29 protein-coding genes and 2 riboswitches are annotated in these 26,721 nt (G+C 32.0%); of the genes, 26 read left to right on the top strand and 3 right to left on the bottom strand.

What is annotated here, in order from left to right:
• The first annotated feature begins 96 nt into the window (after positions 1-96).
• The gene (locus L992_RS11325; protein ID WP_047383951.1) at positions 97-606 is read left to right on the top strand and encodes a glycosyltransferase family 9 protein; all 510 of its coding nucleotides are present in this window, start codon (positions 97-99) and stop codon (positions 604-606) included.
• Positions 607-658: 52 nt separating this feature from the next.
• Positions 659-1,405: a YebC/PmpR family DNA-binding transcriptional regulator gene (locus L992_RS11320; protein WP_047383953.1), complete on the top strand. Its 747-nt coding sequence runs from the start codon at positions 659-661 to the stop codon at positions 1,403-1,405.
• A gap of 45 nt (positions 1,406-1,450) precedes the next feature.
• Here the strand turns inward: L992_RS11320 and L992_RS11315 are convergent, their stop codons facing one another.
• Complete coding sequence (locus L992_RS11315; RefSeq protein ID WP_047383955.1) at positions 1,451-1,915, bottom strand: hypothetical protein; 465 nt, start codon at positions 1,913-1,915, stop codon at positions 1,451-1,453.
• Positions 1,916-1,990: 75 nt separating this feature from the next.
• Positions 1,991-2,066, bottom strand: a riboswitch (cyclic di-GMP riboswitch).
• Positions 2,067-2,235: 169 nt separating this feature from the next.
• Between L992_RS11315 and recG the strand changes: the two genes are divergently transcribed.
• Together recG and L992_RS11305 are read left to right on the top strand one after the other, a co-directional pair.
• Complete coding sequence (gene recG / locus L992_RS11310) at positions 2,236-4,296, top strand: ATP-dependent DNA helicase RecG (protein ID WP_369797082.1); 2,061 nt, start codon at positions 2,236-2,238, stop codon at positions 4,294-4,296.
• A gap of 52 nt (positions 4,297-4,348) precedes the next feature.
• Positions 4,349-6,058 (top strand): proline--tRNA ligase, encoded by a 1,710-nt coding sequence (locus tag L992_RS11305; protein ID WP_047383959.1) that lies wholly within the window; start codon positions 4,349-4,351, stop codon positions 6,056-6,058.
• Between the two features lie 139 nt (positions 6,059-6,197).
• On the opposite strand, the gene L992_RS11300 is transcribed toward L992_RS11305, so the two are convergent.
• Positions 6,198-6,704 carry a sigma-70 family RNA polymerase sigma factor gene (locus L992_RS11300; protein ID WP_052193984.1) on the bottom strand — a complete coding sequence of 169 codons (507 nt, stop codon included), beginning with the start codon at positions 6,702-6,704 and terminating at the stop codon, positions 6,198-6,200.
• Between the two features lie 251 nt (positions 6,705-6,955).
• Between L992_RS11300 and L992_RS11295 the strand changes: the two genes are divergently transcribed.
• The gene (locus L992_RS11295) at positions 6,956-7,315 is read left to right on the top strand and encodes a hypothetical protein (protein WP_197053425.1); all 360 of its coding nucleotides are present in this window, start codon (positions 6,956-6,958) and stop codon (positions 7,313-7,315) included.
• Between the two features lie 12 nt (positions 7,316-7,327).
• On the top strand, positions 7,328-8,113 hold the full coding sequence (locus tag L992_RS11290) for a family 1 encapsulin nanocompartment shell protein (RefSeq protein ID WP_047396337.1): 786 nt from the start codon (positions 7,328-7,330) through the stop codon (positions 8,111-8,113).
• Between the two features lie 127 nt (positions 8,114-8,240).
• Here the strand turns inward: L992_RS11290 and L992_RS13205 are convergent, their stop codons facing one another.
• A complete protein-coding gene (locus tag L992_RS13205; RefSeq protein ID WP_052193983.1) occupies positions 8,241-8,999 on the bottom strand; it encodes an outer membrane beta-barrel protein in 759 nt (252 codons plus the stop codon).
• Positions 9,000-9,185: 186 nt separating this feature from the next.
• Here L992_RS13205 and L992_RS11280 point away from each other — a divergent pair, with 186 nt between their 5' ends.
• From L992_RS11280 to L992_RS11185, 20 genes are all read left to right on the top strand, one after another.
• The gene (locus tag L992_RS11280) at positions 9,186-10,136 is read left to right on the top strand and encodes an RluA family pseudouridine synthase (RefSeq protein WP_047383966.1); all 951 of its coding nucleotides are present in this window, start codon (positions 9,186-9,188) and stop codon (positions 10,134-10,136) included.
• A gap of 39 nt (positions 10,137-10,175) precedes the next feature.
• Positions 10,176-10,799, top strand: a complete 624-nt coding sequence (locus L992_RS11275; RefSeq protein WP_047384011.1) for a ribonuclease HII — start codon at positions 10,176-10,178, stop codon at positions 10,797-10,799.
• A gap of 2 nt (positions 10,800-10,801) precedes the next feature.
• Entirely contained in the window at positions 10,802-11,161 is a 360-nt protein-coding gene (locus tag L992_RS11270) for a YraN family protein (RefSeq protein WP_047383968.1), read from the top strand.
• On the top strand, positions 11,145-11,366 hold the full coding sequence (locus L992_RS11265) for a zinc ribbon domain-containing protein (protein WP_047383969.1): 222 nt from the start codon (positions 11,145-11,147) through the stop codon (positions 11,364-11,366). Before L992_RS11270 ends, L992_RS11265 begins: the two co-directional genes overlap by 17 nt.
• Positions 11,367-11,460: 94 nt before the next feature.
• Positions 11,461-11,970, top strand: a complete 510-nt coding sequence (locus L992_RS11260; RefSeq protein ID WP_052191807.1) for a ComF family protein — start codon at positions 11,461-11,463, stop codon at positions 11,968-11,970.
• Between the two features lie 20 nt (positions 11,971-11,990).
• Complete coding sequence (locus L992_RS11255) at positions 11,991-12,581, top strand: hypothetical protein (RefSeq protein WP_047396334.1); 591 nt, start codon at positions 11,991-11,993, stop codon at positions 12,579-12,581.
• A gap of 114 nt (positions 12,582-12,695) precedes the next feature.
• Positions 12,696-13,454: a triose-phosphate isomerase gene (gene tpiA / locus L992_RS11250; RefSeq protein WP_047383974.1), complete on the top strand. Its 759-nt coding sequence runs from the start codon at positions 12,696-12,698 to the stop codon at positions 13,452-13,454.
• 23 nt (positions 13,455-13,477) lie between these two features.
• Entirely contained in the window at positions 13,478-14,998 is a 1,521-nt protein-coding gene (gene gpmI / locus L992_RS11245) for a 2,3-bisphosphoglycerate-independent phosphoglycerate mutase (RefSeq protein ID WP_047396332.1), read from the top strand.
• A 55-nt stretch (positions 14,999-15,053) separates the two neighbouring features.
• Positions 15,054-15,226: riboswitch (Lysine riboswitch) on the top strand.
• Between the two features lie 101 nt (positions 15,227-15,327).
• Positions 15,328-16,812 carry a Na+/H+ antiporter NhaC family protein gene (locus L992_RS11240; protein WP_047383978.1) on the top strand — a complete coding sequence of 495 codons (1,485 nt, stop codon included), beginning with the start codon at positions 15,328-15,330 and terminating at the stop codon, positions 16,810-16,812.
• Between the two features lie 105 nt (positions 16,813-16,917).
• Positions 16,918-18,012, top strand: coding sequence for a redox-regulated ATPase YchF (gene ychF / locus L992_RS11235; RefSeq protein ID WP_047383979.1), 1,095 nt, complete (start codon positions 16,918-16,920; stop codon positions 18,010-18,012).
• Between the two features lie 90 nt (positions 18,013-18,102).
• Positions 18,103-18,585 carry a DUF177 domain-containing protein gene (locus L992_RS11230; RefSeq protein WP_052191808.1) on the top strand — a complete coding sequence of 161 codons (483 nt, stop codon included), beginning with the start codon at positions 18,103-18,105 and terminating at the stop codon, positions 18,583-18,585.
• A gap of 36 nt (positions 18,586-18,621) precedes the next feature.
• Positions 18,622-18,804 carry a 50S ribosomal protein L32 gene (rpmF, locus tag L992_RS11225; protein ID WP_047383983.1) on the top strand — a complete coding sequence of 61 codons (183 nt, stop codon included), beginning with the start codon at positions 18,622-18,624 and terminating at the stop codon, positions 18,802-18,804.
• 101 nt (positions 18,805-18,905) lie between these two features.
• On the top strand, positions 18,906-19,922 hold the full coding sequence (gene plsX / locus L992_RS11220; protein ID WP_047383985.1) for a phosphate acyltransferase PlsX: 1,017 nt from the start codon (positions 18,906-18,908) through the stop codon (positions 19,920-19,922).
• Positions 19,912-20,904, top strand: a complete 993-nt coding sequence (locus L992_RS11215; protein ID WP_047396328.1) for a beta-ketoacyl-ACP synthase III — start codon at positions 19,912-19,914, stop codon at positions 20,902-20,904. The genes plsX and L992_RS11215 overlap by 11 nt, the downstream gene beginning before the upstream one ends.
• A gap of 74 nt (positions 20,905-20,978) precedes the next feature.
• Positions 20,979-21,884 (top strand): ACP S-malonyltransferase, encoded by a 906-nt coding sequence (fabD, locus tag L992_RS11210; RefSeq protein WP_047396326.1) that lies wholly within the window; start codon positions 20,979-20,981, stop codon positions 21,882-21,884.
• An 84-nt stretch (positions 21,885-21,968) separates the two neighbouring features.
• Entirely contained in the window at positions 21,969-22,193 is a 225-nt protein-coding gene (gene acpP, locus L992_RS11205) for an acyl carrier protein (RefSeq protein WP_047383990.1), read from the top strand.
• A 75-nt stretch (positions 22,194-22,268) separates the two neighbouring features.
• Positions 22,269-23,507 carry a beta-ketoacyl-ACP synthase II gene (gene fabF, locus L992_RS11200; RefSeq protein ID WP_047383992.1) on the top strand — a complete coding sequence of 413 codons (1,239 nt, stop codon included), beginning with the start codon at positions 22,269-22,271 and terminating at the stop codon, positions 23,505-23,507.
• Positions 23,508-23,528: 21 nt separating this feature from the next.
• Positions 23,529-24,239, top strand: a complete 711-nt coding sequence (gene rnc, locus L992_RS11195) for a ribonuclease III (protein ID WP_047383994.1) — start codon at positions 23,529-23,531, stop codon at positions 24,237-24,239.
• On the top strand, positions 24,226-25,275 hold the full coding sequence (locus L992_RS11190) for an elongator complex protein 3 (RefSeq protein ID WP_047383996.1): 1,050 nt from the start codon (positions 24,226-24,228) through the stop codon (positions 25,273-25,275). The genes rnc and L992_RS11190 overlap by 14 nt, the downstream gene beginning before the upstream one ends.
• Positions 25,247-26,713, top strand: a complete 1,467-nt coding sequence (locus tag L992_RS11185) for an Rne/Rng family ribonuclease (protein WP_047396324.1) — start codon at positions 25,247-25,249, stop codon at positions 26,711-26,713. The genes L992_RS11190 and L992_RS11185 overlap by 29 nt, the downstream gene beginning before the upstream one ends.
• Positions 26,714-26,721 lie beyond the last annotated feature (8 nt).

Raw genomic sequence — 26,721 nt, 5'->3', positions numbered from 1 at the left:
GAGCGTGATTAAGATATCTTAAATTACTAAGATACTTCCCACGAAGCCCCGTCCTCTTTAGGGCGGGGTAGTTCACCCTCTGTAATATGTAAAAGTTTGAAAGAGACTTATCCAGATGCAAAGATAGATTATGTTTTATACGATTATGTGGCACCTCTATTTGAACACCAGAACTATTTGAATAAAGTAATATCAATATCTAAAGCTAAGCAGAAGAATCCGTTTAAATATTTAAAAAAAGTTTGGAGTGTGGCTAGAGAGGATTATGATATCGTTATAGATATAATGTCTATACCTAAAAGTGAGTTGTTCACACTATTTTCTAACTGTGACTTGTTTGTTGGAAACGAGGGTGGACCTAGACATTTAGCACAAGCTATAGATATACCCAGTTTTGCAATATTTAGTCCAAACTCTAATAAAATGGAGTGGTTATCAAGAGACAATCCAAGACACGAGGGATTGGAGCCTAAAGATATTTTGACAGGAGATGGTTATGAAAAGTTATCTTATGAGGAGAAATATAGTTTGATAACGCCTGAGAAAGTATTAGAAGAGGTTGAGAGAAAAATACTCCTAGTGCCCAAATATATTGAAAAAAACTAGGGGTTGTGATAAAATTTAAATAGATATTTTTAAAAAATGAGGAGGAATTTTTGTGGCAGGACATAGTAAATGGTCTAACATAAAGCATAGAAAAGGTGCTCAAGACATTAAAAGAGGAAAGATATTTACAAAATTAGGAAAAGAGTTAACAATCGCAGCTAAAGAAGCTGGAGGAGATCCTAACTTCAACCCTAGATTAAGACTTGCGATAGATAAAGCAAAGGCTGCTAATATGCCAAAAGATAACCTAGAAAGAGCTATCAAAAAAGGAACTGGAGAGCTTGAAGGTGTAGATTACATGGAGATTAGATATGAAGGATACGGTCCAGAAGGAACTGCTTTCATAGTAGAAGTTGTAACAGATAATAAAAATAGATCGGCTTCAGAAGTAAGAGCTGCTTTCTCTAGAAGAAATGGAAACCTTGGAACAGATGGTGCTGTTGCTTGGATGTTCGCTAAAAAAGGGGAAATAATCATTACTGGAGAGGGATTAGATGCTGATGAGCTTATGATGGCTGCTTTAGAAGCTGGTGCTGAAGATGTTAAAGAGGAGGACGGAGAGTTCACTGTTTTAACAGAGCCTGCGGATTGTAATACTGTAGCTGAAGAGTTAAAAAAAGCTGGTTATAATGTAACTGAAGCTGAAGTGTCAATGATTCCTGACAATAAAGTTCAAATAACTGATTTAGATACAGCTAAGAAAGTTATGGCTTTATATGAAGCTTTAGATGACTTAGATGACGTAAATGATGTTTACTCAAACTTTGATATATCTGATGAATTATTAGAACAATTATAGAAATAAAAAAAACTGAGGACATCAATTCCTCAGTTTTTCTTTATATTAATTATATTTAACTGCAACCTTTAAAGAACCAGTGTATTCTCCAACAGGTAAGTTTGTAACATTAACTACAGAATCAAAAGAGAACGTTAAGTTTCCATTGTTATCTAAAGTAGGATTTGAGATATCTCCGTTAGTTACTTTTCTATTGCTAGTATAAAAATCTAATGTTTCACTTCCTCCAACTCTAGTTAAATGACTGTTTGAAAATGAGTCTAATTTTTGATCATTAATCTTAAATTCAATTTTTTGTCCAGGTGTTCCGTTAATGAAGAAGTTTCTACTTACTTTTTCGCTATGTCCGCTGTTTTGAACAAGATTACCAAATTGGATATGCCCGTCATGGCTAACAGTTAGTGGTTTAACAATTTTCGCATTGATATTCATAGTGTCTGATTGAACAACAGAATTAGCAAAAGCCGTCATAGATAAAGTTAAAGATAATAAAGTTAATATTTTTTTCATTGTGTGTTCCCTCCCGATTAGTTATATAAAGTGATAAAAAATAAAAAAGCCAATTGCAACATTATCTTTTCAGATAAGTGCAACTGGCTGTCATTTTAAAGACCCTATAGCTTTGCGTCATAAGGTTTCCCTTACTTTGCCTATTTAATTTATACAAGTATAATATATTAAAAAATAAAAAAAGTCAAATAATTTTTTCAAAAAAAATGAAAATAAAATTTTCACGAACACTTGATTTTTAAAGGTTTGTATGGGATGGATAGCAGGTATTATAAAGAGTACAAAACTGTATTTCTTTGTGTTATAATAAAAAAAAGGTGGTGATTATGATTTATAAAAACATTTATAGAGAGATAGAACTTTTTAATTTAAAAGGAGTATCAAAAGCGACATATCTGAAATTAAAAAAATTGAATATTGAAAGTTTGTATGATCTTATCTATTATTTTCCAAGAGCATATGATGATAGAACAAACTTAAAGAGAATTGGAGAGTTAAAAGGTGATGAATATGTTGTATTAAAAGGAAGTATAATGAATATATCAGCTCCACCCACAAGAACTGGAATGAAGATGATAAAAGCCACTATAAATGATGGAACTGGAGTTCTTGAAGTAGTTTGGTTTCAGAGACCATATTTGAGAAACAGTTTAAAAATAGGTGAGGAGTATATTTTTATTGGAAATGTAAAAAGAGGATATACTTTTCAGATGACGAATCCAGAATTTAAACTATATAAAGGACAAGAAAACAACGGGGAGATCCTTCCAATATATAGCTCTATAAAAGAGTTTACTCAAAATAATCTAAGAAAAATATTAAAGGAAGCCTTAAAAGAGTATGTTAATATATTTGAAGAGAATATTCCAGAAGAGGTTTTAAAAAAATATAATTTGATGCCAAGAACAAAAGCTTTAAATGAGATACATTATCCAACTAATTCAAGAAACTTAGAGGAAGCTAAAAGGAGATTTGCAGTAGAGGAACTTTTAGTTTTGGAGATGGGTATTTTACAAAAGCGTTTTGAAGTTGATTTGACAAATAGTGGAATCTATAAAATAGAAGGAAAAAAAGAGCTGGTTTCAAAGTATCTTTCAGGTTTATCATTTAAATTAACAACTGCTCAAAAAAGAGTTATAACAGAGATTTATAAAGGATTAAATGCAGGTAAGATTATAAACTATCTAATTCAAGGTGACGTAGGAAGCGGAAAGACTATAGTTGCAGTTTTACTACTATTATATATGGTAGAAAATGGATATCAAGGAGTGTTGATGGCTCCAACAGAGATATTAGCAACTCAGCACTATTTATCTATTTATGAAACTTTAGAAAGTTTGGATGTAAAAGTAGATCTTTTGACAGGTAGCATAAAGGGAAAGAAAAAAGATGAGTTATTAAAAAGAATAGAAACTGGAGAAACGAATATTGTCATAGGAACACATGCTATAATAGAGGATAGCGTTCAATTCAATAAACTTGGTCTAGTAGTGATAGATGAACAACACAGATTTGGAGTTTTACAGAGAAAAAGATTGAGAGATAAAGGGATTTTGGCAAATCTAATAGTTATGAGTGCAACTCCAATTCCAAGATCTTTAGCTTTAAGTATATATGGTGATTTAGATGTATCTGTGATAGATGAACTTCCACCAGGAAGAAAGCCTATAAAGACTAAGTGGATAAGTGAAGATGTTGATGAAGAAAAGATGTATTATTTTATAGATAAAAAATTAAAAGAGGGAAGGCAAGCGTATTTTGTAGCTTCATTAATCGATGAGAGCGATAAACTATCGGCAAAATCAACAGAAGAGTTATATGCAGAAGTATCAAAAAACCTCCCAGGATATAAAGTAGGAATTTTACATGGAAGAATGAAAAATAAAGAAAAAGATGAAGTGATGCATCAATTTAAAAATCATAATTTAGATATACTTGTTTCAACTTTAGTAATAGAGGTTGGAGTAAATGTGCCTAACTCAAGTATAATGGTTATAACAAATTCAGAGAGATTTGGATTAGCTACTCTACATCAGTTGAGAGGAAGAGTTGGAAGAGGAGAGCATCAATCTTACTGCTTCTTACTATCAAATACTGAGAATGACAACTCAGCAGCTAGATTAAAAGTTTTAGAAAATACAGAGGATGGATTCAAAATAGCTGAAGAGGATCTGCGACTCAGAAAAGCGGGAGAGATTTTCGGTGTGAAACAAAGCGGATTAAGTGACTTGAAATTTATAGATATAGTTCATGATGTAAAAACTATAAAATTGGTTAAGGATATATGTACCGAATATCTAATAAAAAATGAAGGAAAGATAAATCATAAAGTTTTAGAAGAGGATATTGATGAAAAGTTTAACAAAAGTTTGACCTCGTAAAAGATGTTATGATAAAATATGAGGTAAAATTAATTAAAAGAGTGGAGGAAATATGAGATTAAGTAGATATTATGTAAAGACTCTAAAGGAAACTCCTAAAGAGGCAGAGGTAATCAGTCATAAACTATTACTTAGATCAGGTATGATCAAAAGATTAGCGAGTGGAGTTTACACATACCTTCCTTTAGGTTTAAAAGCTTTAAAGAAAGTTGAAAACATCGTAAGAGAAGAGATGAATAGAGCTGGAGCTCAAGAGATATTCATGCCAGTTTTACAACCAGCAGAACTTTGGAAAGAGAGTGGAAGATGGGATGTAATGGGTGCTGAAATGATGAGAATTCAAGACAGACATTCAAGAGAGTTCGCATTAGGACCAACACATGAAGAGGTAATAACAGATATAATTAGAAATGATATATCATCATATAAGGCCTTACCATTAAACTTATACCAAATTCAAACTAAATTTAGAGATGAAAGAAGACCTAGATTTGGACTTATGAGAGGAAGAGAGTTTATGATGAAAGATGCATACTCATTCCATGCAACAAAAGAGTCTTTAGATGAAGAATTCGAAAATATGAAAGCAGCTTATACAAGAGTTTTCGAAAGATGTGGACTTAAATTCAGAGCGGTTGAAGCTGATTCAGGAGCTATCGGTGGAAGTGGATCACAAGAGTTCCATGTATTAGCAGAATCTGGAGAGGATGAAATCATTTACTGTACATCATGTGAGTATGCTGCAAACGTTGAAACTGCAACGAGTATAATAACTGATGTGCCAAAAGTAGAAGCAAAAGAGTTAGAGCTAATGGATACACCAAATGTATCGAAAATAACAGAGATTGCTGAGTTTTTAAATATACCTACAGCACAAACAGTAAAAGCTATGATGTATAAAGATGTTGTAACAGATGAAGTTTACATGGTTCTTATAAGAGGAGACTTCGAAGTAAACGAAGTTAAGTTAAAGAATATAATTGATACAATCGATGTTGCATTATTAAATGATACTGAAATAGAGGAATTAGGATTAATTAAAGGATTCATAGGACCAGTAGGAATTGATGAAACAAAAATTAAGTTGATAGCTGACAAGAGTATAATTGGTATTTCTAACCATACAGCTGGTGGAAATAAAATAGATACACACTTTATAAATGCAAACTACGGAAGAGATTACACAGCTTCAATAGTTGCAGATGTAAGAACAGTAACTGTAGGAGAGAAATGTCCTAAGTGTGAAGGAGAGCTAGCAAGTGCAAGAGGAATAGAAAGTGGACATATCTTTAAATTAGGAGATAAGTACTCTAAAGCTCTAAATGCAACATTCTTAGATGTAAATGGAAAGAGTCAAGTTATTGAGATGGGATGTTATGGAATTGGAGTTTCAAGAACTTTAGCATCATCAATCGAGCAAAATAACGATGAGAATGGAATTATTTGGCCATCATCAATAGCTCCATTTGTAGTTGAAGTAATTCCTGCAAATATGAAAGCTGAGGATCAAGTAGCTCTAGCTGAAGAGATTTATAATGCATTTGGAGATGCTAATATAGATGTAGCTTTAGATGACAGAGACGAAAGAATCGGATTCAAATTTAAAGATGGAGATTTAATAGGATATCCGTTTAAAGTAGTTGCTGGTAAAAAAGCTGCGGAAGGAATTGTTGAGTTAAAGATAAGAAGAACAAATGAAACTTTAGAAATATCTAAAGATGAGGTTGTTTCGAAAGTAAAAGAGTTAATGAAAAAGTATTAATAGTATAAAAGGAGAACTTAATTGTGAGTTCTCCTTTTTGTTTGAAATATATATTATTATTTTGAATAATTTTGTAGATATGAGATAATTTTCTTTTTAATTCTTTGAATAGTATTATCTATTTTTTTAGGTGGCTCATTTAAAAAATCAGCAATTTCAATATATGTGTATTCTTTGCAAAGATATGTGAAAACTTTTTTTCTAAAAAGCTTAGATTGTCATTAAGGAAAGTTGTAAGAAGATTAACAAGTTCCTTACCTAAAAATATATCCTCTGGAGAGTAGAAACCTAAAGATGGTGAGGTGTAGTGAACATTTTCTTCATGAGTTGAATATCCTTCGCCTTGCATAGCTTGATTTAAATTTTTATATTTGTCAGAGTTGTGATTTTTTACAGCTGTAATCATCTGTCTTCTGATGCAAAGGTTTGCGAAAGTGCTAAAACAAGCATTTCGACTTTCATCATAAGATTTAATTGCTTTCATGAGTCCAATAAATCCCTCTTGCATTAAATCATCACTATCTCCTCCTTTTAAAAAGAAAGAAAGATTATTTTTATAAATTGTTCCATGATACTCTTTTAGAATTTTTTCGATTGATTCTTCATCACCACTTTGGGCTAAAATAATATCTTTTTTTTCAATCATGGCTTTCTCCCCCAATTCTTTAAAATTAAAATAAAAAATTAAAATAAAAATACCGTATTTTTCAAAAATATAAAACAATAGTACGATATTATAATATCAAAAAAAATGAAAGTAATCTATATTTCAAATTTTCCTTATTTGAATTACTATTTGAAGCATCAAAATTAAATTTATTTTTTATTAAAAAAGGAAATAAGAAGAAATGGCATAATAAACAAATTAGAGATTGTTTTAAAATGTGGAGGTGTTTTATGCTGAGTGGAATTAGTAAAAAAGCGACAGATTTAGACTTTGCAATTCAAAGTTTAAAAGAGGAATTACAAGCGGTAGATGACTATAATCAAAGAGCTGAAATGGCCGAAGATCCAGAATTAAAAGAGATTTTGATTCATAATAGAAATGAAGAGATGGAACATGCTGTTATGGTGATTGAATGGATGAGAAGAAATGAATTTGAATTTGGAAAAGAGTTAGAGGATTATATATTTAGACAGGGTAAAATAGTGGGAATAGAAGCTCAACTTATGGGAAGAGATGGAGCTCCTATAAAAGAAGAGGTAAAAGAGATGAATAATACAAGATCGTTAAATATAGGATCATTAAAAAAATAAGGGGGTAAAGAGATGGATTTCTTAAAAAAAGAGTTAGCACCAATAAGTGCAAATGTATGGAAAGATATAGAAGATAGAGCAAGAGAGGTTTTAACTACTCAACTTTCAGCTAGAAGATTTGTGAAAGTTACAGGACCGGTAGGTGTAGGAAATGGAGGTCTTAACACAGGAAGATTAGCTATTCATAAAAAGGATGATTTAGCTTATGGAGTATATAAAATCCAACCGTTTGTTGAAAATAGAATAACTTTCACATTGAATAGATGGGAATTAGATAACCTTGATAGAGGTGCAAAAGATATAGATTATACAAATTTAGATGAGGCTTTGAAAAAAGCTGCAAAATTTGAAGAGGAAGCGATTTATTTTGGATTAGATGAAGCGTGTATAGTTGGACTCTTAAAAGATGAATCTAAATTGATTGAATTTGGAAAGACAGAAGAGGAAACTATAAAAAATTTAATGTATGGTGTTTCGAAATTAAGAAATACAGGATTTGCAAAAGGACCTTATGCATTAGTTGTGGGACTTGAAAAATATATATATTTAAATATGGTAAATTTGAATAATCCATTAGTAAAAAGATTAGAAAAAATACTTGGAATGCCAGTGATTGTTTCTAATAATATAACTGGTGCTCTTTTACTTCCTTATGATGATGAAAATATTGAGTTAGTTTTAGCTGAAGACTTCTCTTTAGGTTATCAAGGGCATTGTAATAAAGAGGTTGAACTATTTGTAACAGAAACATTTACATTTAGAATTATTGACGATACAAAAGTTGTTGGTTATAAGTAAAATTAATGAAAGAGGTGATGTTCAATCACCTCTTTATTTTTTTTAGAATATGAAAAAAGGTAGAATCAAATATTCAGATTCTACCTTTAACTATTTAATAAATTAGGAGTTATTTGAAAAATGCTTTTTACCAGATGTTAAATCTATATCCAACTGATAAAGTAACTCTTTTATAATCGTTGTCAAATTTTATATTTTCTCCATTAACTTTTGATTTAGCTTGGTTTTCTCCATAAAGAATATCTACGTTGAATGCTTGATATTCCCATCCAATACCTGCAGCCCAATATAAACCGTCGTCTACACTAGTTCCGTAAGAGTAATGTTCACCCTCAAAATTCTCTTTAATTGAGTCAGAATCGAAGTTAAATGAGTAACCTACATTAGCTTTTAAATAAGGAGTAACTGCCCAATCCCAGTAATTAATTCTGTATTTACCAGTAAGGTATATAGGAACCGATTTATATTCAGCTCCAGAAAGAGAATCTCCAAATTCATCAGTTAAAGTTTTTCTATTTGTATGGTCTTGATAAGCAACTCCAAGTCCCAAATCGAAGTATTCCCAAGATTTATAAGCTTCTAAAGCGATTTCTCCACCAAAATCTTCAGTTTTTTTACTAAGAAGTGGAATAGAATCAATACTTAATCCATCGTATTCACTCCAGAAATCCCATCCACCTCTTAAATTGATATATCCCCAAGGATTAGCAGCAACAGGAACAACAACTTCTTCAAGAATTACAGGTTCATTAACAACCTCTTTTGAGCTAGTAACTGGCTCTCTAACTACTTCTTTCGAACTAGTAACTGGTCTAACAACCTCTTTTGCTTGAGCAACTGATGTTAAAACAAATAAAGAACATGCTAAAAGTGCTAACTTTTTCATAAAATAAACCTCCTCGTTTAATTAATTGTGCTTAAATTTTAAAATAGAACAAAGTTTTTAACCGTTCTGTAACATATATACAACTAAAATTTGTGAATTCTTTTTTTTCTTTTAATATTTTTGTAATAGAAAATAAGTTGTGATATAATTTTGATTAGAAAGTATAAGGAAAATGGGAAGTGGATAATGAATAACTATAAAGAAATTATAGAAATAAAAGTTGAAGAAAAAGATAAAGGAAAAAGATTGGATGCCTTTTTAAGTGAAGTTCTTGAAGAGGCAACAAGAAGTTATATTCAAAAGTTAATAGATAACGATAATATTAGTATAGATAATAAAAACAAAACGAAAAGTGGGAATAAATTAAAAGGAAAGGAAACTATAGTAGTGAGAATTCCTGAGGATGAAATTCTAGAAGTTTTACCTGAAGATTTACCGATAGACATAGTTTATGAAGATAAAGATATGGTTGTTATAAATAAAGATCCTGGAGTTATAGTACATCCAGCACAAGGTTTTTATACTGGAACTTTGGTGAATGCGGTTCTTTATCATATTAAAGATTTGTCAACGATAAATGGAGTGATAAGACCAGGTATAGTTCATAGATTAGATAAAGATACAAGTGGATTGATAGTTATAGCTAAAAATGATGTAGCTCATGTAAAGTTGACGGATATGTTCAAGGATAAAACTATTGAAAAAAGATATGTATGTATTTGTAAAGGTAATTTTAAAAATCAAAGCGGAAGAATAGAAACGCTTATAGGTAGAGATTCAAGAGATAGAAAAAAGATGGCGGTTGTATCAGAAAACGGTAAAATAGCAATAACTAATTATGAAGTTATAGATAGCGTAGATGGTTTTTCTTTAGTTGAAGTTGGAATTGAAACTGGTAGAACTCATCAAATAAGAGTTCATATGAAAAGTTTAAATCACCCAATTTTAGGAGATGAAACTTATGGTAATTCATCAGAATTAGCAAAACGTCAAATGTTACACTCTTATTATTTGAAATTTTTGCATCCAATAACAGGGATAGAAACTGTAATTTTAGGTCCGTTGAAAGATGACTTTAAAAATGTAGCAAAGAGATTAAAGTTAGATTTAACAAAGATAGTGAGAATGTATAAATAATAAAGGAAAAAATATATGATTCAGGTAGAAAGTAGGGTAATGGAGAAAAATATGGAAAACAAAAATATGATGTACTTTTTTGATCTTGAAAATGGTAATATTATAGGTGTTGATGAAGCTGGAAGAGGACCACTTGCGGGACCTGTTGTTGCAGCAGCAGCAAAATTAAAAAAATACGATGAAAGATTAGAAAAAATAAATGATTCAAAAAAATTGACAGAAAAAATGAGAGATCAACTATTTGATGTAGTTATGGAAAACTTTGAAATTGGAGTTGGTGTAGCTGATGTTGCCGAGATAGATGAATTGAATATTTTAAATGCAACGTTTTTAGCTATGAGAAGAGCAATATCTAATTTAAATAAAGAAGTAGATTTTGATAAAGTTTTAGTTGATGGAAATCACAAAATAAGAGAGTATTTAGGAGAGCAAGATCCCGTTATAAAAGGGGATTCTAAAAGTCTATCGATAGCAGCAGCGTCTATAATAGCTAAAGTTACAAGAGATAGAATGATGATTGATATAGCTGAGAAATATCCTGAGTATCAATTCCAAAAACATAAAGGTTATGGTACTGTTGTACATAGAGGTGTAATATTAGATAAAGGACCTATAGAGGGAGTTCATAGAAAAAGTTTCTTAAAGAAAATTTTAGGAGAGTAGTTATGAATAAAAGAAGCAAGGGAAGAGAGTATGAAATTAGAGCTAAAGAGTATTTAGAGGATCTAGACATTAAAATTTTAGAGATGAATTATGAAGGCTTTTTTGGTGAGATAGATATTGTCGGATACGATGGAACGACTCTTGTTTTTTTTGAAGTGAAATATAGAAAAAATAATTTATTTGGTATGCCACAAGAGGCGATAGATAAAAAAAAGATAAAGAAAATATACCTTACAGCAAAGGAGTTTATAAGAAAAAATAGATTAGATAGTGAAAAGATACGATTTGATGCTATAATTTTTTTCAAAGATGATGTAGAATGGCTCAAGAATATTTTTTGGGGTGATGAACTTGGAATATAGATGTCTAAAATGTGGTAGTGATAAATATATAGTTAAAACAGCTGTGATACCAGAAAAAAGTCCAGGGTTAAAAATAGAGATAGGAACTTATTATATAAAAACATGTGTGGAGTGTGGTTACACAGAGTTTTATTCAGCGAAGATAGTTGATAAAGAGTTCGCAAAAAATAAAAAGGCAAAAAAATATGCTAAAGCAACTCCTTAGAAAATTGATTTTTGACAATAGGTGTACTATATGTGGTAAAAACTTAAAGAGTGAAAGCTATCTTTGTTTTAAGTGCTCTATCAAATTAAGAGAGATGAGTAGTTTAAAACAAATGGGAAATCTTTACTATTTGTATTACTATACAGATGTAAAAAAGATGATTTTTGATTTCAAATTTAAAAATAGGAAAGATATAGCAAAAGATTTAAGTGTATTTGTAAAAGAGGCAGTAGAAAATATACTAGAAAAAGAAAAAATAGATATGATAATATCCATCCCGATAAATAAAAAAAGATTTTTAGAAAGAGGATACAATCAGGTAGATGAATTGCTAAAATCTTCAGAGATTGATTTTGTTAAAATAGAAAGAATAAAAAATACTAAGTATATGTATAAGATTAAAGGTAATCTTAAAAGAGAAGAAAATGTTAAAAAAGCCTTTAAAATTGAGGGGGATTATTTCGAAAAAACAATTTTAATTGTCGATGATATTGTTACTACAGGAGCTACTTTAAAAGAGTTAGAACGAGAATTAAAAGAGCGACACAAAGTAAAGAAAGTTATTTTTTTTACTTTAGCAGCAGTTAGGGAATACTTTAAATAATTAATTAAGGATGGGTGAAAATGGAGATTTTTATAAATGGTGAAAAGGTAAGTTTAGGGATAAGAACAACAAGGTTGTTGAATGTTTTAGAGAAGTTAGAGGCCAATGTTATAAAACATGGAGAAGTGATTGTAGAGTTAAAATTAGATGGTGAGATGGTCGATGGCAGAGCATTACCGTTGAATAAAAAAGTAAGAGTGTTGGAATTGACAACACGTTCGCATAGAGAAATTTTGATAGAGTCACTATATTTGTTAGAGTCATATAGCAATAAGTTTTTTGATAATTTAGATGATATATCAGAAGATGAACAAGATTTATCAAAAGTTATTGAAATGGTAAGTTTTGTTGAATGGGTTTTAGGTATAGTTTTATCATTAAAAGAGGCAACGGCGATAGATTTATTATATACTGATTACGATGAGTATGCAGATGATTTTAAAAAGTATGCCGAAGAAGTATTTGAGGCGTTTAAAAAAGAAGAGTTTGGTGAGGTTTTAGAAGTTCTAGAAGGAGCTGTTTCACCGTTAGTAGATGACCTATTACTGAATCATAAAGATTATTTAAAAGAGGTTTTGAAAGAAGAACGTAGAAAGAAATTGCTAAATTAGAGAAAAAAATACTCAATTTAGGATGAAAATATAGACAACATGGTGCGTGTTAAAAAGATAGAAATTATGTTATTATAAACTTAAAATTAATAAAAAATTTGGAGGGAGAAAATTATGAGAAAAACTATAATTGCAGGAAACTGGAAAATGAATAAAACTGTAGCGGAAACAAAAGCTACATTAACTGAGTTAAAAGAGTTAACAAATGGTGTAGAGGGAGTAGAAATCGTAATAGGTGCTCCATTCACAGCTTTAGAATCAGCAGTGAAGACAGTTGAAGGATCAAATGTTGCAATAGCTGCACAAAACATGCATACAAAAGATTCAGGAGCATATACAGGAGAAATCTCTCCAGTTATGTTAAAAGAGATTGGGGTAAAGTATGTAATCTTAGGACATTCAGAAAGAAGAGAATACTTCCACGAATCTAATGCTTTCATTAACGAAAAAGTAAAAGCAGCTTTAGCTCACGATTTAATTCCAATTCTTTGTATCGGAGAAAAATTAGAAGAAAGAGAATCAGGAAAAACTGCTGAAGTAAACGAAAAGCAAGTAAGAGAAGGAATGGCAGGTTTAACAGCTGAAGAGGCAGTTAAAGTTGTAGTTGCTTACGAGCCAGTATGGGCTATCGGAACAGGAAAAACAGCTACTCCAGAGATGGCTGAAGAAACTCATAAAGAGATTAGAGATGTTTTAGTAGCTATGTTTGGTGCTGAGGCAGCAGCAGAAATTACAATCCAATACGGAGGGTCAATGAATGCTAAGAACGCAGCTGAATTATTAGCTATGGAGAATATAGATGGAGGACTTGTTGGAGGAGCTTCTTTAGATGCACCAACATTTATTCAAGTTATAAAAGCAGGAGCAAGATAATCAAAAAAATAGGAGGCTTAAAAATGGCTAAAAAACCTTTAATGTTAATGGTTCTTGATGGATGGGGATACAATCCACACTCTGAAGAGAAAAATGCTATCGCAACAGCAAAACCAGAAAATTTCGAAAGACTATTTAATAGTTATCCACATACATTAATAAAAGCTTCAGGAGAAGCTGTAGGATTACCAGAAGGACAAATGGGGAACTCAGAAGTAGGGCACTTAAATTTAGGTGCTGGAAGAGTAATCTATCAACCACTTGTAGAGATTTCAAAAGAGATCAGAGATGGTGAGTTTTACGATAAAGCTAAAGTTGTAGAAGCGTTCAACTATGCTAAAGAAAATGATAAGAGCATCCACTTCATGGGACTTTTATCTGATGGAGGAGTTCACTCTCACATCAATCATTTATTCGGTTTATTAGAAATGGCTAAAAAAACTGGATTAACTAAAGTTTATATTCATGCGTTCATGGATGGAAGAGATACAGCTCCAACATCTGGATTAGAGTTCATGAAAGCTTTAGTTGCTAAAACTGAAGAGTTAGGTGTAGGAACAATAGCTTCAATCTCTGGAAGATACTTATCTATGGATAGAGATACAAACTGGGATAGAACAGAAAAAGCTTATGATGCAATCGTAGGAAAGTTACCTGTAACAAATAAAACAGCTATAGAAGTTATTGAAGAGTCTTATGCTGCAAATATTACAGATGAGTTTATAGCGCCAGCTTTATTATCAGCAGATGGAATAGTAAAAAAAGGCGATGTAATTGTTAACTTTAACTATAGACCAGATAGAGCTAGACAAATAACTAGAGCTTTTGTTGATAAAGAGTTTGTAGGATTTGAAAGAGAAGCTTTAGAGCCTAAATTCTACTGCATGAGACAATATGCAAGTACTATAGATGCTGAAGTTATCTATGAAGATAAAGATATCGTTAATACGTTAGGAGAAGTTATTTCTGCTAATAAATTAGCTCAATTAAGAACAGCTGAGACAGAAAAGTATGCTCATGTTACATTCTTCTTTAATGGAGGAAAAGAAACTGAGTTCAATGGTGAAGAAAGAATACTTGTAGCTTCTCCAAAAGTTGCTACGTATGATTTACAACCAGAGATGTCAGCTCCAGAATTAACATCTAAAGTTTTAGAGGCTTTAAACTCTGATAAGTTTGATGTTATTATAATGAACTTTGCTAACCCAGATATGGTTGGACATACAGGTGTATTTGATGCAGCTGTAAAAGCTATTCAAGCTGTAGACAAGGGAGTAGGAGCTATCGTAAATAAAGTTCTTGAGTTAGATGGAACTGTGTTAATTACAGCTGACCATGGAAATGCTGAGAAGATGGAAGATCCAACAACTCATCAACCATTTACAGCTCACACAACTTATGAAGTACCATTTATCTACGTTTCGAATCACTTTAAAGGTGAGTTAAACCACGGTAAACTAGCTGACGTAGCACCTACGATGTTAGAAATCTTAAATATTGAGAAACCTGCTGAAATGAACGGTGTTTCTTTAATAAAAAAATAATTGACATCGCAAACAAATAATGATACTATAATTTAAAAGTTTCGAACAATTTAATATTTTAGGTAGAGGTTGCAAATAACATGAGTATTTTAAATGAGCCGGACAGGTGTTGATGTTAAAAGAAAGGGAAATTTGCCGAAATGGAGATTATGTCAAAAGTCTTTGTTGGGAGTATAGAGAATATCTATACTACTGTCACTGAGAAATCAGTGTTGTGCTATCCAAAAATTTGTGATATATTTTGCAGATTAGCTACCGTATTTTTTATACGGTAGTTTTTTTTACCTAAAATTTCAGAGGAACTAAAAAAATAACTTGGAGGTTTTAGGATGAACACAATAATTGAACTATTGAAATTAAGTCCAGTAGCAGTATTGGCAGCACTTATGTTTATGGGATATGACGCTCTTATAGCAGCACCTATAGCAACAGTTTATGCAGCACTTGTAGCAGGATTTGTAGAGAAGAAAAAAGTGAATGATATAATAGAGGCAGTAATAAATAATGCAAAAGAGATGCAAGTAGCATTCTTTATATTGATGGTAGCTTATGCAATGGCTGAAGTATTTATGTCAACTGGAGTAGGGGCTTCAATTATAAACTTAGCATTGAATGTTGGACTTACAGGAAGAACTGTAGCAGTTGTAGGAATAGTTGTTACATCAGTATTATCTATAGCAACAGGAACAAGCTGGGGAACATTTGCAGCGTGTGCACCGATATTTTTATGGCTTAACCATATTGTTGGTGGAAATATAGCTTTAACAGTTGGAGCGATAGCAGGAGGGGCATGTTTCGGAGATAATATAGGACTTATATCTGATACAACTATAGTTAGTTCTGGAATTCAAAAAGTTGAAGTTATAAAAAGAATTAGACATCAAGGATATTGGTCAGGATTAGTTTTACTTCTAGGAATAGTAGCATTCTATATTGCTGGAGTTTCGATGGGATTACCAACAACAACTGGGGATGCAGCAACAGCGATTGGTCAGATACCAGAAGAGGTTTGGACAGTTCTAGCTGAAAAGAGAGAGTCAGCAGTTACACTTTTAAATCAAGTTAAAGATGGTGTTCCAACATATATGATAATACCTTTAGTGCTTGTTTTAATAGCAGCTTTCAAAGGATTAACAACACTACTTTGTTTGTTTATTGGAATATTCTCAGCTTACGGATTGGGATTAATAGCTGGAACAGTTGAAAATACTGGAGCATTTTTAGATTTACTTTACTCTGGATTTGAAGGAGCGGGTTCTTGGGTAATTGTAATGATGATGTGGGTTGCAGCTTTCGGTGGAATAATGAAATTGATGGATGCATTTAGACCACTATCTAATATAGTAGTAAAAGTATCAAGAAATGTAAGACAATTAATGTTCTGTAATGGATTATTATCAATCTTAGGAAATGCAGGATTAGCTGATGAGATGGCACAAATAGTAACTATGGGACCAATCATTAGAGAGATTGTTGAGAAAAATGTAGAAGGTTCAGAAGAGGATATAGAAACATTAAGACTTAGAAATGCAACATTTAGTGATGCATTAGGAGTATTTGGATCTCAATTAATACCTTGGCATGTTTATATAGGATTCTACTTAGGAATTGCTCAAGCAGTTTATCCACTATACAACTTTACAGCTATGGATATTATTAAATATAACTTCTTAGCTTTAATAGCAGTTTCAACAATACTAATTGCAACATTGACAGGATTAGATAGATTGATACCAAGATTTGGATTACCAAGTGAACCAAAAGTAAGATTGAAAAAATCTACACAAACTAGCTGTGTAGCTGAAGAGGCATAGAAAATAAAAACTCTCACCATATAAAGTGAGGGTTTTTTTATTTACAAAAGGTTAGAGATGTGGTAAAATCTAAAGTAAAATAAAATTTCAGGAGGAATCTCTAAGATGATAGGTATAGGAATAGTAGGACTTCCAAATGTTGGAAAGTCAACTCTGTTTAATGCAATAACAAAAGCTGGAGCAGCGGAAGCGGCAAACTACCCGTTTTGTACAATAGAACCAAATGTTGGAATGGTAACAGTTCCAGATTCAAGATTAGATGAGTTATCAAAAATAATTAATCCTCAAAGAGTTCAAAATGCAACAGTTGAATTCGTAGATATAGCTGGTTTAGTTGAAGGAGCAGCAAAAGGTGAAGGGTTAGGAAACAAATTCTTATCAAATATCAGAACTACAGCTGCAATATGTCAAGTTGTTAGATGTTTTGAAGATGAAAATATCATTCACGTAAGTGGAAGTGTAGATCCAATAAGAGATATCGAAATAATAAATGGAGAGTTAATCTTAGCTGATATGGAAACTATCGAAAAAGCTATCGAGAAACAATCAAAGTTATTTAAATCTAAAAATAAAGAAGCTATGGTTTTAATGCCAGTTTTAGAAAAGTGTAAAGCACACTTAGATGAATATAAAATGTTAAAAACTTTAATTTTAACACCAGAAGAGCAAGAGTTAATAAGAACTTACCAACTTTTAACTCAGAAACCAATGATGTTCGCAGCTAATGTTTCAGAAGACGACTTAGCAACAGGAAATGAATATGTTGAAAGAGTAAAAGATTATGCAGCTAACTTAGGAGCGGAAGTAGTAGTAGTATCTGCAAGAGTTGAATCTGAGTTACAAGAGATGGAAGACGAGGACAAGAAAGAGTTCTTAGAAGCTTTAGGAGTAGAAGAACCAGGATTAAACAGATTGATAAGAGCTGGATTTAAGTTATTAGGACTACAAACTTATTTCACGGCTGGAGTTAAAGAAGTAAGAGCTTGGACTATAAGAATCGGAGATACAGCACCAAAGGCAGCTGGAGAGATTCATACAGATTTCGAAAGAGGATTTATTAGAGCGAAAGTTGTAGGATATGAAGATTTCATAAAGTATTCTGGATGGAAAGGAGCTCAAGAAGCAGGAGTTCTTAGACTAGAAGGGAAAGAGTACATCGTTAAAGATGGAGACTTAATGGAGTTTTTATTTAACGTATAAAATTATAAAAGGTTGTTAAGAAAAATTACTTGACAACCTCTAAAAAAACTAGTAAAATATTAAGGTATTGTAATTATAAGGAGGATAACATTGATAATAAAGCTTAGTGAAATTATTAATGAATCAGAGGTTACCTTTGATTATGTTGAAAAAACTATAGATTCTATAGATACTCCAGAAGGTGTAACTATTAGAGGAAGAGCTTTTAAAGACGATAATGGTTATGTAGTTGAAGGATCTTATAGAACAGTACTAAGGTTAGAATGTGTTAGATGTCTTACGGAGATAGAGCCTTTAATCCAAGGAGATTTTAGAGCAGAATATCTAGATCCAAAAGAGTATTCTAAGTATACTTCAAGCCTGAAGCCAGAGGAAGAGTTTGGTGATAAACACTTTGAAGAAGCTTTAAATAGCGAGATAAATATCTCTGATCTGGTAAGAGAATATATAATACTTGATTTGTCACAATATGAGGCATGTCTTCCAGAGTGTTCAGATACTTCTGAAGTAGAAAAATACTCGAAAGATGACGTTGACCCTAGGTGGCAGCAATTATTAGACATAAAATTTTAAATTTTTAAATATGATTGTATTAGGAGGGAAACTAAGATGGCAGTACCTAAGAAGAAAACTTCAAAAGCTAAGAAAAACATGAGAAGATCTCACCACGCATTAACAGGTTCTACTTTAGCAACTTGTGACAAATGTGGATCACCAAGAAGACCACACAGAATTTGTCTTGCATGTGGAGATTACAACGGAAAGCAAGTATTAGCTACAGAAGTAGAGTAATATCTTATAAAAAAAAGCGGGATAGTTAAATCTTGCTTTTTTTTATTTCTTAAAATATGCTATAATAGTTAATAATTATATATATATATTGAGGAGAAATTATGAGAATCGCTTTAGATGCCATGGGTGGAGATTTTGCACCTCTTGAAACAGTTAAGGGAGCAGTTCAAGCTTTAGAGGAATTACAAAATTTGACTGTGATTTTAGTTGGACAGAAAGAAAAAATAGAAGAAGAGTTAAAGAAATATACATACGATAAAAACAGAGTAGAGATTTTTGATGCGAGAGAAGTTATAGAGATGACAGATGATCCTATGACGGCAGTTCGAACAAAAAAAGATGCCTCTATGAATAGAATGTTAGAGCTAGTTAAATCAGGAGAGGCTCAAGCATCGGTATCAGCAGGAAATACAGGTGCACTAATAAGTGCAAGTCAATTGAAGTTGAGAAGGATAAAAGGTGTTTTAAGACCAGCTATTACGACGATATTCCCTAGTAAAAAAAGAGATATAGTTTTAATGGATGTTGGAGCTAATGCTGATTGTAGACCGGAGTTTGTAAATCAGTTCGCAACAATGGGTTCTCTTTATTATGAAGAGATGTTTGGAGTAAGCAATCCAAAAGTTGGATTATTAAATATTGGAACAGAAGAGGGAAAGGGAAATGAAATCACCAGAGAAGCCTTCAATTTGTTGAAAAATAATAACGATATTAATTTTGCTGGGAATATAGAGAGTAGAGAGATGATGGATGGAGAAGTAGATGTCATTGTCGCGGATGGATTCACAGGAAATATGGTACTAAAAACAGCTGAAGGAACGGCCAAATTTATATTTTCTATTTTGAAAGAGGAGATAGGAAAAAGTCTTTTAGGAAAAATAGGAGCACTTTTATTGATGCCTATTTTAAAAAAATTGAAAACCAAATTAGATTCTTCAGAATATGGTGGAGCACTATTTTTAGGTATAAATGGAATATCGATAAAGGCTCACGGAAATTCGTCGGCGAAAGGGATTAAAAATGCTTTAAAGGTTGCCAATAAGTTTGCAGAAGACAAATTTATAGATAGATTAACAGAGGTTATGAAACAAAGCGAAGGAGGAAACAATGAAGCTTAAAAATGTAGGTATAATAGGATTAGGAACTTATGTTCCAGAGAATGTAATGACAAATTTTGATTTTGAAAAAATTATAGATACAACAGATGAGTGGATTAGAACTAGAACTGGTATAGAAGAAAGAAGATTTGCTAGTGAAACTCAAGCTACATCTGATTTAGGAGCTGAGGCAGCAAAAGTAGCTTTAGAAAAAGCAGGAGTTCCTGTAGAAGATATAGATATGATAATTTTAGCAACAACTACGCCTGATTATCCAATTCAAAGTACGGCTTGTGTTGTTCAAGAGTTAATAGGTGCTGTAAATGCTGCGGCAGTAGATATAAATGCGGCTTGTAGTGGATTTGTATATGCTTTAACTATGGCAAAAGCATTAGTTGTATCAGGAATGAATAAAAAAGTTTTAGTTATAGGTGCAGAAGTTCTTTCGAAGTGTGTAGATATGCAAGATCGAAATACTTGTGTATTATTTGGTGATGGAGCAGCAGCAGCAGTTGTAGCAGAAGTAGAAGATGGATATGGAATGATATCACAATTCTTAGGAGCAGAAGCGGATGTGAAAGGTGCATTAAGAACTCCAGCAGGAGGAACTAGAAAACCTTTAAGTCAAGAAGTTTTAGAAGAGAGATCAAACTTCTTACAAATGAAAGGGCAAGATGTATTTAAATTTGCGGTTAAAGCTTTACCAAAGGCAACTTTAGAAGCTTTAGAAGCAGCGGGATTAACTCCAAGCGATTTAGACATGGTATTCCCACATCAAGCTAATAGTAGAATAATAGAAGCAGCATCAAAAAGATTAGAGATTCCAATGGAAAAGTTCTATTTAAACTTAAATAAATATGGAAATACATCATCTGCATCAATCGGGTTAGCGTTAGGAGAAGCATTGGAAAAAGGTCTTGTAAAAAAGGGAGATACAATAGCTTTAACTGGATTTGGAGCGGGGTTAACGTACGCTTCTATGATATTAAAATGGTCTTACTAAATTTAAAATTGACATAAGAAAAAGAATATGGTATATTAAAAAAACATGTGTTATTTATAAAAAAAGGAGTTAATATGAGTAAAATAGCTTTTGTTTTTCCAGGACAAGGAACGCAATATGTTGGAATGGGAAAAGAACTTTATGAGAATAACGATTTAGCTAAAAGTGAGTTTGATAAAATATTTTCTAGCTTAGATTTTGATTTAAAAAAAGTGATGTTTGAAGGTAGTGAAGAGGAGTTAAAAGATACTAAAAATACTCAACCAGCTATCGTTGCAATGAGCTTAGTTTTAGAGAAACTACTAAGAGAGAAAGGTATTGTACCAAATTTCGTAGCAGGACACTCTGTAGGAGAGTATGCAGCTGTTGGGTCAGCTGGATTTTTATCAATGGAGGATGCAGTAAAGTTAACATCTTTAAGAGGAGCGGCTATGAGTAAAGTGTCAGCTGAGGTAGCTGGAACTATGGCAGCGATATTAGGACTTGATTCAGATGTAATAGTTGAGACTTTAAAGGGTGTAGCTGGGGTTGTTGAGGCAGTAAACTTCAATGAACCGAAACAAACTGTAATAGCTGGAGAAAAGGAAGCTATAGGAAGTGCTTGTATAGTATTAAAGGAAGCAGGAGCAAGAAGAGCTATGGAGTTAGCTGTTTCAGGACCATTCCATTCAAGTCTAATGAAGCCGGCAGGAGAGATTTTAAAAGAAGCGTTAGAAGGATTCGAATTTAAGAATTCAGAAGTAGTTTTAATCGCTAATACAACAGCTAAAGAGATAACTTCGGTTGAAGACTTAAAAGATGAACTGTATAGACAAAGCTTTGGACCTGTAAAATGGGTAGACACAATTACAACATTAAAAGCAGCAGGTGTAACAAAGATATATGAGATTGGACCAGGAAAAGTATTGAATGGTTTAATCAAAAAAATCGATAAAGAGATCGAAGTGATCAATATCGAAAAGCTTTCAGATTTAGTGTAATCTAAAAGATTATAAAACTTGAAAAAATATATTAAATTTGCTAATATATTAATATAAATAATAAAAAAATCAGGAGGAAAACATATGTTAGATAAAATAAGAGAAATAGTTGTAGAGCAATTAGGAGTAGACGCAGATCAAGTAACTTTAGAAGCGAACTTCGTTGAGGATTTAGGAGCGGATTCATTAGATACAGTTGAATTAATAATGGCTTTCGAAGAGGAGTTCGACGTAGAAATTCCTGATACAGATGCAGAAAAAATAAAAACTGTACAAGATGTTGTAAACTACATTGAGGCAAATAAGTAAGATAAATTTAAAGGGGTATGAAAGTACCCCTTTAGTTATATTTTTTGGAAAAATAACAAAGAGGTGGATAGGATAATGAGAAGAGTAGTTGTAACAGGAGTTGGTTTAATAACTTCACTAGGAACTGGAACGGAAAAATCTTGGGATGCTATAAAAGCTGGTAAATGTGGAATAAATGAGATTAAATCTTTCGATACAACAGAGAGTGCCGTTAAGATAGCAGGAGAGGTTACTGATTTTGATCCAACAGAATTTGGAATCGAAAAGAAAGAGGTAAAAAAATTAGCAAGAAATACTCAGTTTGCTATTGCCGCTACAAAAATGGCATTAGAAGACTCAGGACTTGTTATAGATGAAAATAACGCAACTAAAGTTGGAACAATTGTATCGTCTGGAATCGGAGGAATCGAAGTTTTTGAGGAGCAATATGGAACAATGCTAGAAAAAGGAACTAGAAGAATATCTCCGTTTACAATTCCAGCTATGATTAATAACATGGCTTCAGGAAACGTAGGAATATACTTTGGAGCTAAGGGTCCAAATAAAGCTGTAGTAACAGCGTGTGCAGCAGGAACTCATTCAATAGGAGATTCATTTGAGATGATTAGATCTGGTAAAACAGATGCTATGATAACAGGTGGAACAGAAGCTTGTATAACAAAGTTTGCTATAAATGCATTTGCAAATATGAAAGCTTTATCTACAAGAAATGACGATCCACAAAGAGCTTCAAGACCATTTACAGCTGATAGAGATGGATTTGTAATGGGAGAGGGAGCAGGAATTCTTATTTTAGAAGAGTTAGAATCAGCAAAAGCTAGAGGAGCAAAAATCTATGCTGAAGTTGTAGGATACGGAGAAACTTGTGATGCTTACCATATAACTTCACCAGCAGAAGGTGGAGAAGGAGCTGTAAGAGCTTTTGTAATGGCTATGGAACAAGGAGATATTAAACCTGAAGAGGTTGGATATATCAATGCACATGGAACATCAACACCAGCAAACGATAGAAATGAAACAGCGGCGATAAAAGATGCATTCGGTGATGCGGCTTACACTATGAACATATCTTCAACAAAAGGAGCTACAGGGCATGGTTTAGGAGCAGCAGGAGGAATTGAAGGAGTTATCTTAGCGTTATCGATTGCTGAAGGAGTAGTACCTCCAACAATAAATCAAGATAATCCAGATCCGGCTTTAGATTTGAATTACACTCCAAACGAAATGATAAAAAGAGATATCGAAGTTGGAATGTCAAGTTCATTAGGATTTGGTGGACATAATGCTGTAATAGCAATGAGAAAATATAAATAGTAAATAAAGGGAGAGAGATAAGTGAAAAAATCATATCTAGAATTAGAAGATAAAATAGGATACAACTTTAAAAATAAAGACCTATTAAAAAATGCACTTATCCATAGATCTTTCGGAAATGAACACGCTAAATATAGAAAATTAAACAATGAAAGACTAGAGCTGCTAGGTGATGCAGTTCTAGATCTTATCGTTACAGAGCATTTATACAAGACGTATCCAAATGCACTAGAGGGAGATTTAGCAAAACTGAAAGCTATGGTAGTTAGTGAACCTGTATTAGCAAAAATATCTAAAACATTAGATTTTGGACAATACTTAATGTTAAGTAAAGGTGAAGAGTTAACTGGTGGAAGAGAAAGAAACTCTATATTAGGAGATGTATTTGAGGCAATATTAGGAGCGATATATTTAGATTCTGATTTTGTAACAACAAAAGATATAGCTATGAAATATTTAAGACATCCAATTGAGCATGTAAATGAAAATGAGGATATTTTAGATTTTAAAACAATTTTACAAGAGTATAGTCAAAAAGAATATAAAATAATACCAACATATCAAGTTGTAAGTGAAGCAGGACCAGACCACTTAAAAGTTTTTGAGGTTGTTGCAATTATAAAAGATGATTTAAAAGGATATGGAAAAGGGAAAAATAAAAAAAGTGCCGAGCAATCTGCAGCAAAAGATATCTGCAAAAAGTTAGGAGTAAAACTTTATGAAACACTATAATATTCCAATCTTTATAAGTCATTTTGGGTGCCCAAATGATTGTGTTTTTTGTAATCAGAAAAAGATTAATGGTAGAGAAACAGATGTAACTACAGATGATATAAAAAATATAATTGAAACATACTTAAAAACTCTTCCAAAAAAATCCAAGAAAGAGGTGGCTTTTTTTGGTGGAACTTTTACAGGAATTTCTATAAAATTACAAGAAGAATATCTATCTGTAGTTTATGAATATATAAAAAATGGATTAGTTGATGGAATTAGACTTTCTACTAGACCAGATTATATAGATGAAGAGATAGTTAAGATGCTGAAAAAATATGGAGTTACGACTGTAGAGTTAGGAGTTCAATCTTTAGACGAAAATGTATTGAAACAAACACATAGGTTTTATCCGATGGAAAAAGTTTATACAGCTTCAAAATTGATAAAAGATGCAGAAATTGAATTAGGAATCCAGTTGATGTTGGGATTACCAGGATCGACAGATGAGAGTGACTATATAAGTGCTGTAAAAACAGTAGGATTAGAACCAGATATAGCTAGAATATATCCGACTCTAGTTATAAAAGAAACTGAGATGGCTGATATGTTTAAAGCAGGTACCTACACACCATTAACACTAGGTGAGGCAGTAAAAAGATGTAAAAAAATATATTCATTATTAGATTATAATGATATTAATATAGTAAGAGTTGGATTGCAACCGACGGATGATTTAAATGACGACGAAAATGTTTTAGGGGGACCTTTCCATCCAGCTTTTAGAGAGCTTGTAGTTGGAGAGATATATTATGATTTTCTAAAAAGTATATTAGAAATAGAAAAAAAATTGGATGTAGAAACTAATGAAAGGAATGTTTCCAGAATTGTTGGTATAAATAAGGTCAATAAAGAGAAGTTAGGAAAAGATTTTAAGATTAAAATAAACAATACATTAGAGGTAGATACAATTAAAGTAAATGAAGTGATTTACCCGTGGAAACAGGTTCTTAGGGGAGAGATAGATGAACCAGGTAGTAATAAATACCAATAGATTTAAAACAAGAGCAGCAGTTTTAGAAAATGGAAAAGTTATGGAAGTTCATATCGAAAGAGAGGGCGAAGGAACTTTAAATGGAAATATCTATAAAGGGAAAGTGGCAAATGTTCTTCCTGGAATGGAGTCAGCTTTTGTTAATGTTGGATTAGAGAAAAATGGATTTTTATATGTTAAGGATTTGAGAGATTTTGAAGAGAAGTATTTAACTGGGATAGTAAATAGTATAAAACCTATAGAAGAACTTTTAAATGTAGGGGATGAAGTTGTAGTCCAAGTTTTAAGTGATCCTAGAGGAAGTAAAGGAGCGAGAGTAACAACTCACTATACGATTCCTGGTAAATTTTTGGTTTTAATGCCAAATAACAATCATATCGCTATTTCGAAAAAGATAAAGGATGAGATTGAAAGAGAACGTTTAGAGAAGCTTTTTTCTGAGATAGTTCCTGAAGGAATGGGTGTTATAATAAGAACGGCCGCTGAAGGAAAAAGTATATACCATTTTGAAAAAGAGTTGCAATATCTGATAAAGAAATGGGAAGAAATAGAGATTAAAATAAAAGAAGCAAAACCAGGTGAACTTTTATATAAAGATAATGGAATAGTTAGTAAAGTTTTAAGAGATATAATAGGTAATGACATAGATGAGATAATTGTAGATAATGAGGATGTATACTGGGAGATTATCGATTATGTGAGAGCTTTTAGTGAAGGCATTCCGAAGATGAAGATTAAACTCTATACTGAAAAAGAGGAGATTTTCTATAAATATGGTATTCAAAAAGAGATAGAGAAATCTCTTGAAGTTACGACAATGCTAGAGTGTGGAGGTTCTATAGTTATAGAGAAAACAGAAGCTTTGGTAAGTGTAGACGTGAATACAGGTAAAAATATTGGAAGCATGAATTTAGAAGAAACTGTTGTTAAAACAAATATAGAGGCTGCAGAGGAGATTGCAAGACAGCTTCGTATAAGAAATTTAAGTGGAATTATAATAATAGATTTCATAGATATGAAAGTAGAAGAGGATAAGGTAAAAGTTTTAAAAGTGTTGGAGGAAAATTTAGCCAAAGATAGAGTTAAAACAAATATTATTCATTTCACAGATTTAGGATTAGTTGAAATGACAAGAAAAAGATTGGGTAAACCATTATCTTATTATTTCCAAGATGAATGTCCTATGTGTAAAGGAACAGGAAAGATAAAGGGTAGTAGAGCTATTGTAGAAAATATAATAAAAGAGCTTAAAGAGATTGTAGACGAGAAAGATATAAAAAAAGTTAAAATTATAACAAAAGAAACAGTGAAAGAGAAGATAGAGAGTATATATCTAGATTTTATAAAAGCTCTTTTACAAAAATCAGGAAAAAGTATAGAGATAAGTACTAAGAATAGAGATTCTTTAAAAGATTATGAGATAATATTGGAAAGTTAGGTGTAAAG

Source organism: Cetobacterium sp. ZOR0034, from assembly GCF_000799075.1.
In the GTDB taxonomy this organism is placed as follows: domain Bacteria; phylum Fusobacteriota; class Fusobacteriia; order Fusobacteriales; family Fusobacteriaceae; genus Cetobacterium_A.
Note: the sequence above shows the minus strand (reverse complement) of the source record. Positions and strands in the feature narration are given on the sequence as shown.

What these genes read in the sequence shown, in the direction of transcription:
- plsX (WP_047383985.1), top strand. Translation starts at nt 18,906, where the DNA reads ATGAGAATCGCTTTAGATGCCATGGGTGGAGATTTTGCACCTCTTGAA.
- L992_RS13205 (WP_052193983.1), bottom strand. Translation starts at nt 8,999, where the DNA reads ATGAAAAAGTTAGCACTTTTAGCATGTTCTTTATTTGTTTTAACATCA.
- L992_RS11190 (WP_047383996.1), top strand. Translation starts at nt 24,226, where the DNA reads ATGAAACACTATAATATTCCAATCTTTATAAGTCATTTTGGGTGCCCA.
- L992_RS11295 (WP_197053425.1), top strand. Translation starts at nt 6,956, where the DNA reads ATGCTGAGTGGAATTAGTAAAAAAGCGACAGATTTAGACTTTGCAATT.
- L992_RS11305 (WP_047383959.1), top strand. Translation starts at nt 4,349, where the DNA reads ATGAGATTAAGTAGATATTATGTAAAGACTCTAAAGGAAACTCCTAAA.
- acpP (WP_047383990.1), top strand. Translation starts at nt 21,969, where the DNA reads ATGTTAGATAAAATAAGAGAAATAGTTGTAGAGCAATTAGGAGTAGAC.
- rpmF (WP_047383983.1), top strand. Translation starts at nt 18,622, where the DNA reads ATGGCAGTACCTAAGAAGAAAACTTCAAAAGCTAAGAAAAACATGAGA.
- ychF (WP_047383979.1), top strand. Translation starts at nt 16,918, where the DNA reads ATGATAGGTATAGGAATAGTAGGACTTCCAAATGTTGGAAAGTCAACT.
- fabD (WP_047396326.1), top strand. Translation starts at nt 20,979, where the DNA reads ATGAGTAAAATAGCTTTTGTTTTTCCAGGACAAGGAACGCAATATGTT.
- L992_RS11215 (WP_047396328.1), top strand. Translation starts at nt 19,912, where the DNA reads ATGAAGCTTAAAAATGTAGGTATAATAGGATTAGGAACTTATGTTCCA.
- L992_RS11260 (WP_052191807.1), top strand. Translation starts at nt 11,461, where the DNA reads ATGAGTAGTTTAAAACAAATGGGAAATCTTTACTATTTGTATTACTAT.
- L992_RS11240 (WP_047383978.1), top strand. Translation starts at nt 15,328, where the DNA reads ATGAACACAATAATTGAACTATTGAAATTAAGTCCAGTAGCAGTATTG.
- L992_RS11270 (WP_047383968.1), top strand. Translation starts at nt 10,802, where the DNA reads ATGAATAAAAGAAGCAAGGGAAGAGAGTATGAAATTAGAGCTAAAGAG.
- tpiA (WP_047383974.1), top strand. Translation starts at nt 12,696, where the DNA reads ATGAGAAAAACTATAATTGCAGGAAACTGGAAAATGAATAAAACTGTA.
- L992_RS11265 (WP_047383969.1), top strand. Translation starts at nt 11,145, where the DNA reads ATGAACTTGGAATATAGATGTCTAAAATGTGGTAGTGATAAATATATA.
- L992_RS11290 (WP_047396337.1), top strand. Translation starts at nt 7,328, where the DNA reads ATGGATTTCTTAAAAAAAGAGTTAGCACCAATAAGTGCAAATGTATGG.
- L992_RS11185 (WP_047396324.1), top strand. Translation starts at nt 25,247, where the DNA reads ATGAACCAGGTAGTAATAAATACCAATAGATTTAAAACAAGAGCAGCA.
- L992_RS11300 (WP_052193984.1), bottom strand. Translation starts at nt 6,704, where the DNA reads ATGATTGAAAAAAAAGATATTATTTTAGCCCAAAGTGGTGATGAAGAA.
- gpmI (WP_047396332.1), top strand. Translation starts at nt 13,478, where the DNA reads ATGGCTAAAAAACCTTTAATGTTAATGGTTCTTGATGGATGGGGATAC.
- L992_RS11280 (WP_047383966.1), top strand. Translation starts at nt 9,186, where the DNA reads ATGAATAACTATAAAGAAATTATAGAAATAAAAGTTGAAGAAAAAGAT.
- L992_RS11255 (WP_047396334.1), top strand. Translation starts at nt 11,991, where the DNA reads ATGGAGATTTTTATAAATGGTGAAAAGGTAAGTTTAGGGATAAGAACA.
- fabF (WP_047383992.1), top strand. Translation starts at nt 22,269, where the DNA reads ATGAGAAGAGTAGTTGTAACAGGAGTTGGTTTAATAACTTCACTAGGA.
- L992_RS11275 (WP_047384011.1), top strand. Translation starts at nt 10,176, where the DNA reads ATGGAGAAAAATATGGAAAACAAAAATATGATGTACTTTTTTGATCTT.
- L992_RS11315 (WP_047383955.1), bottom strand. Translation starts at nt 1,915, where the DNA reads ATGAAAAAAATATTAACTTTATTATCTTTAACTTTATCTATGACGGCT.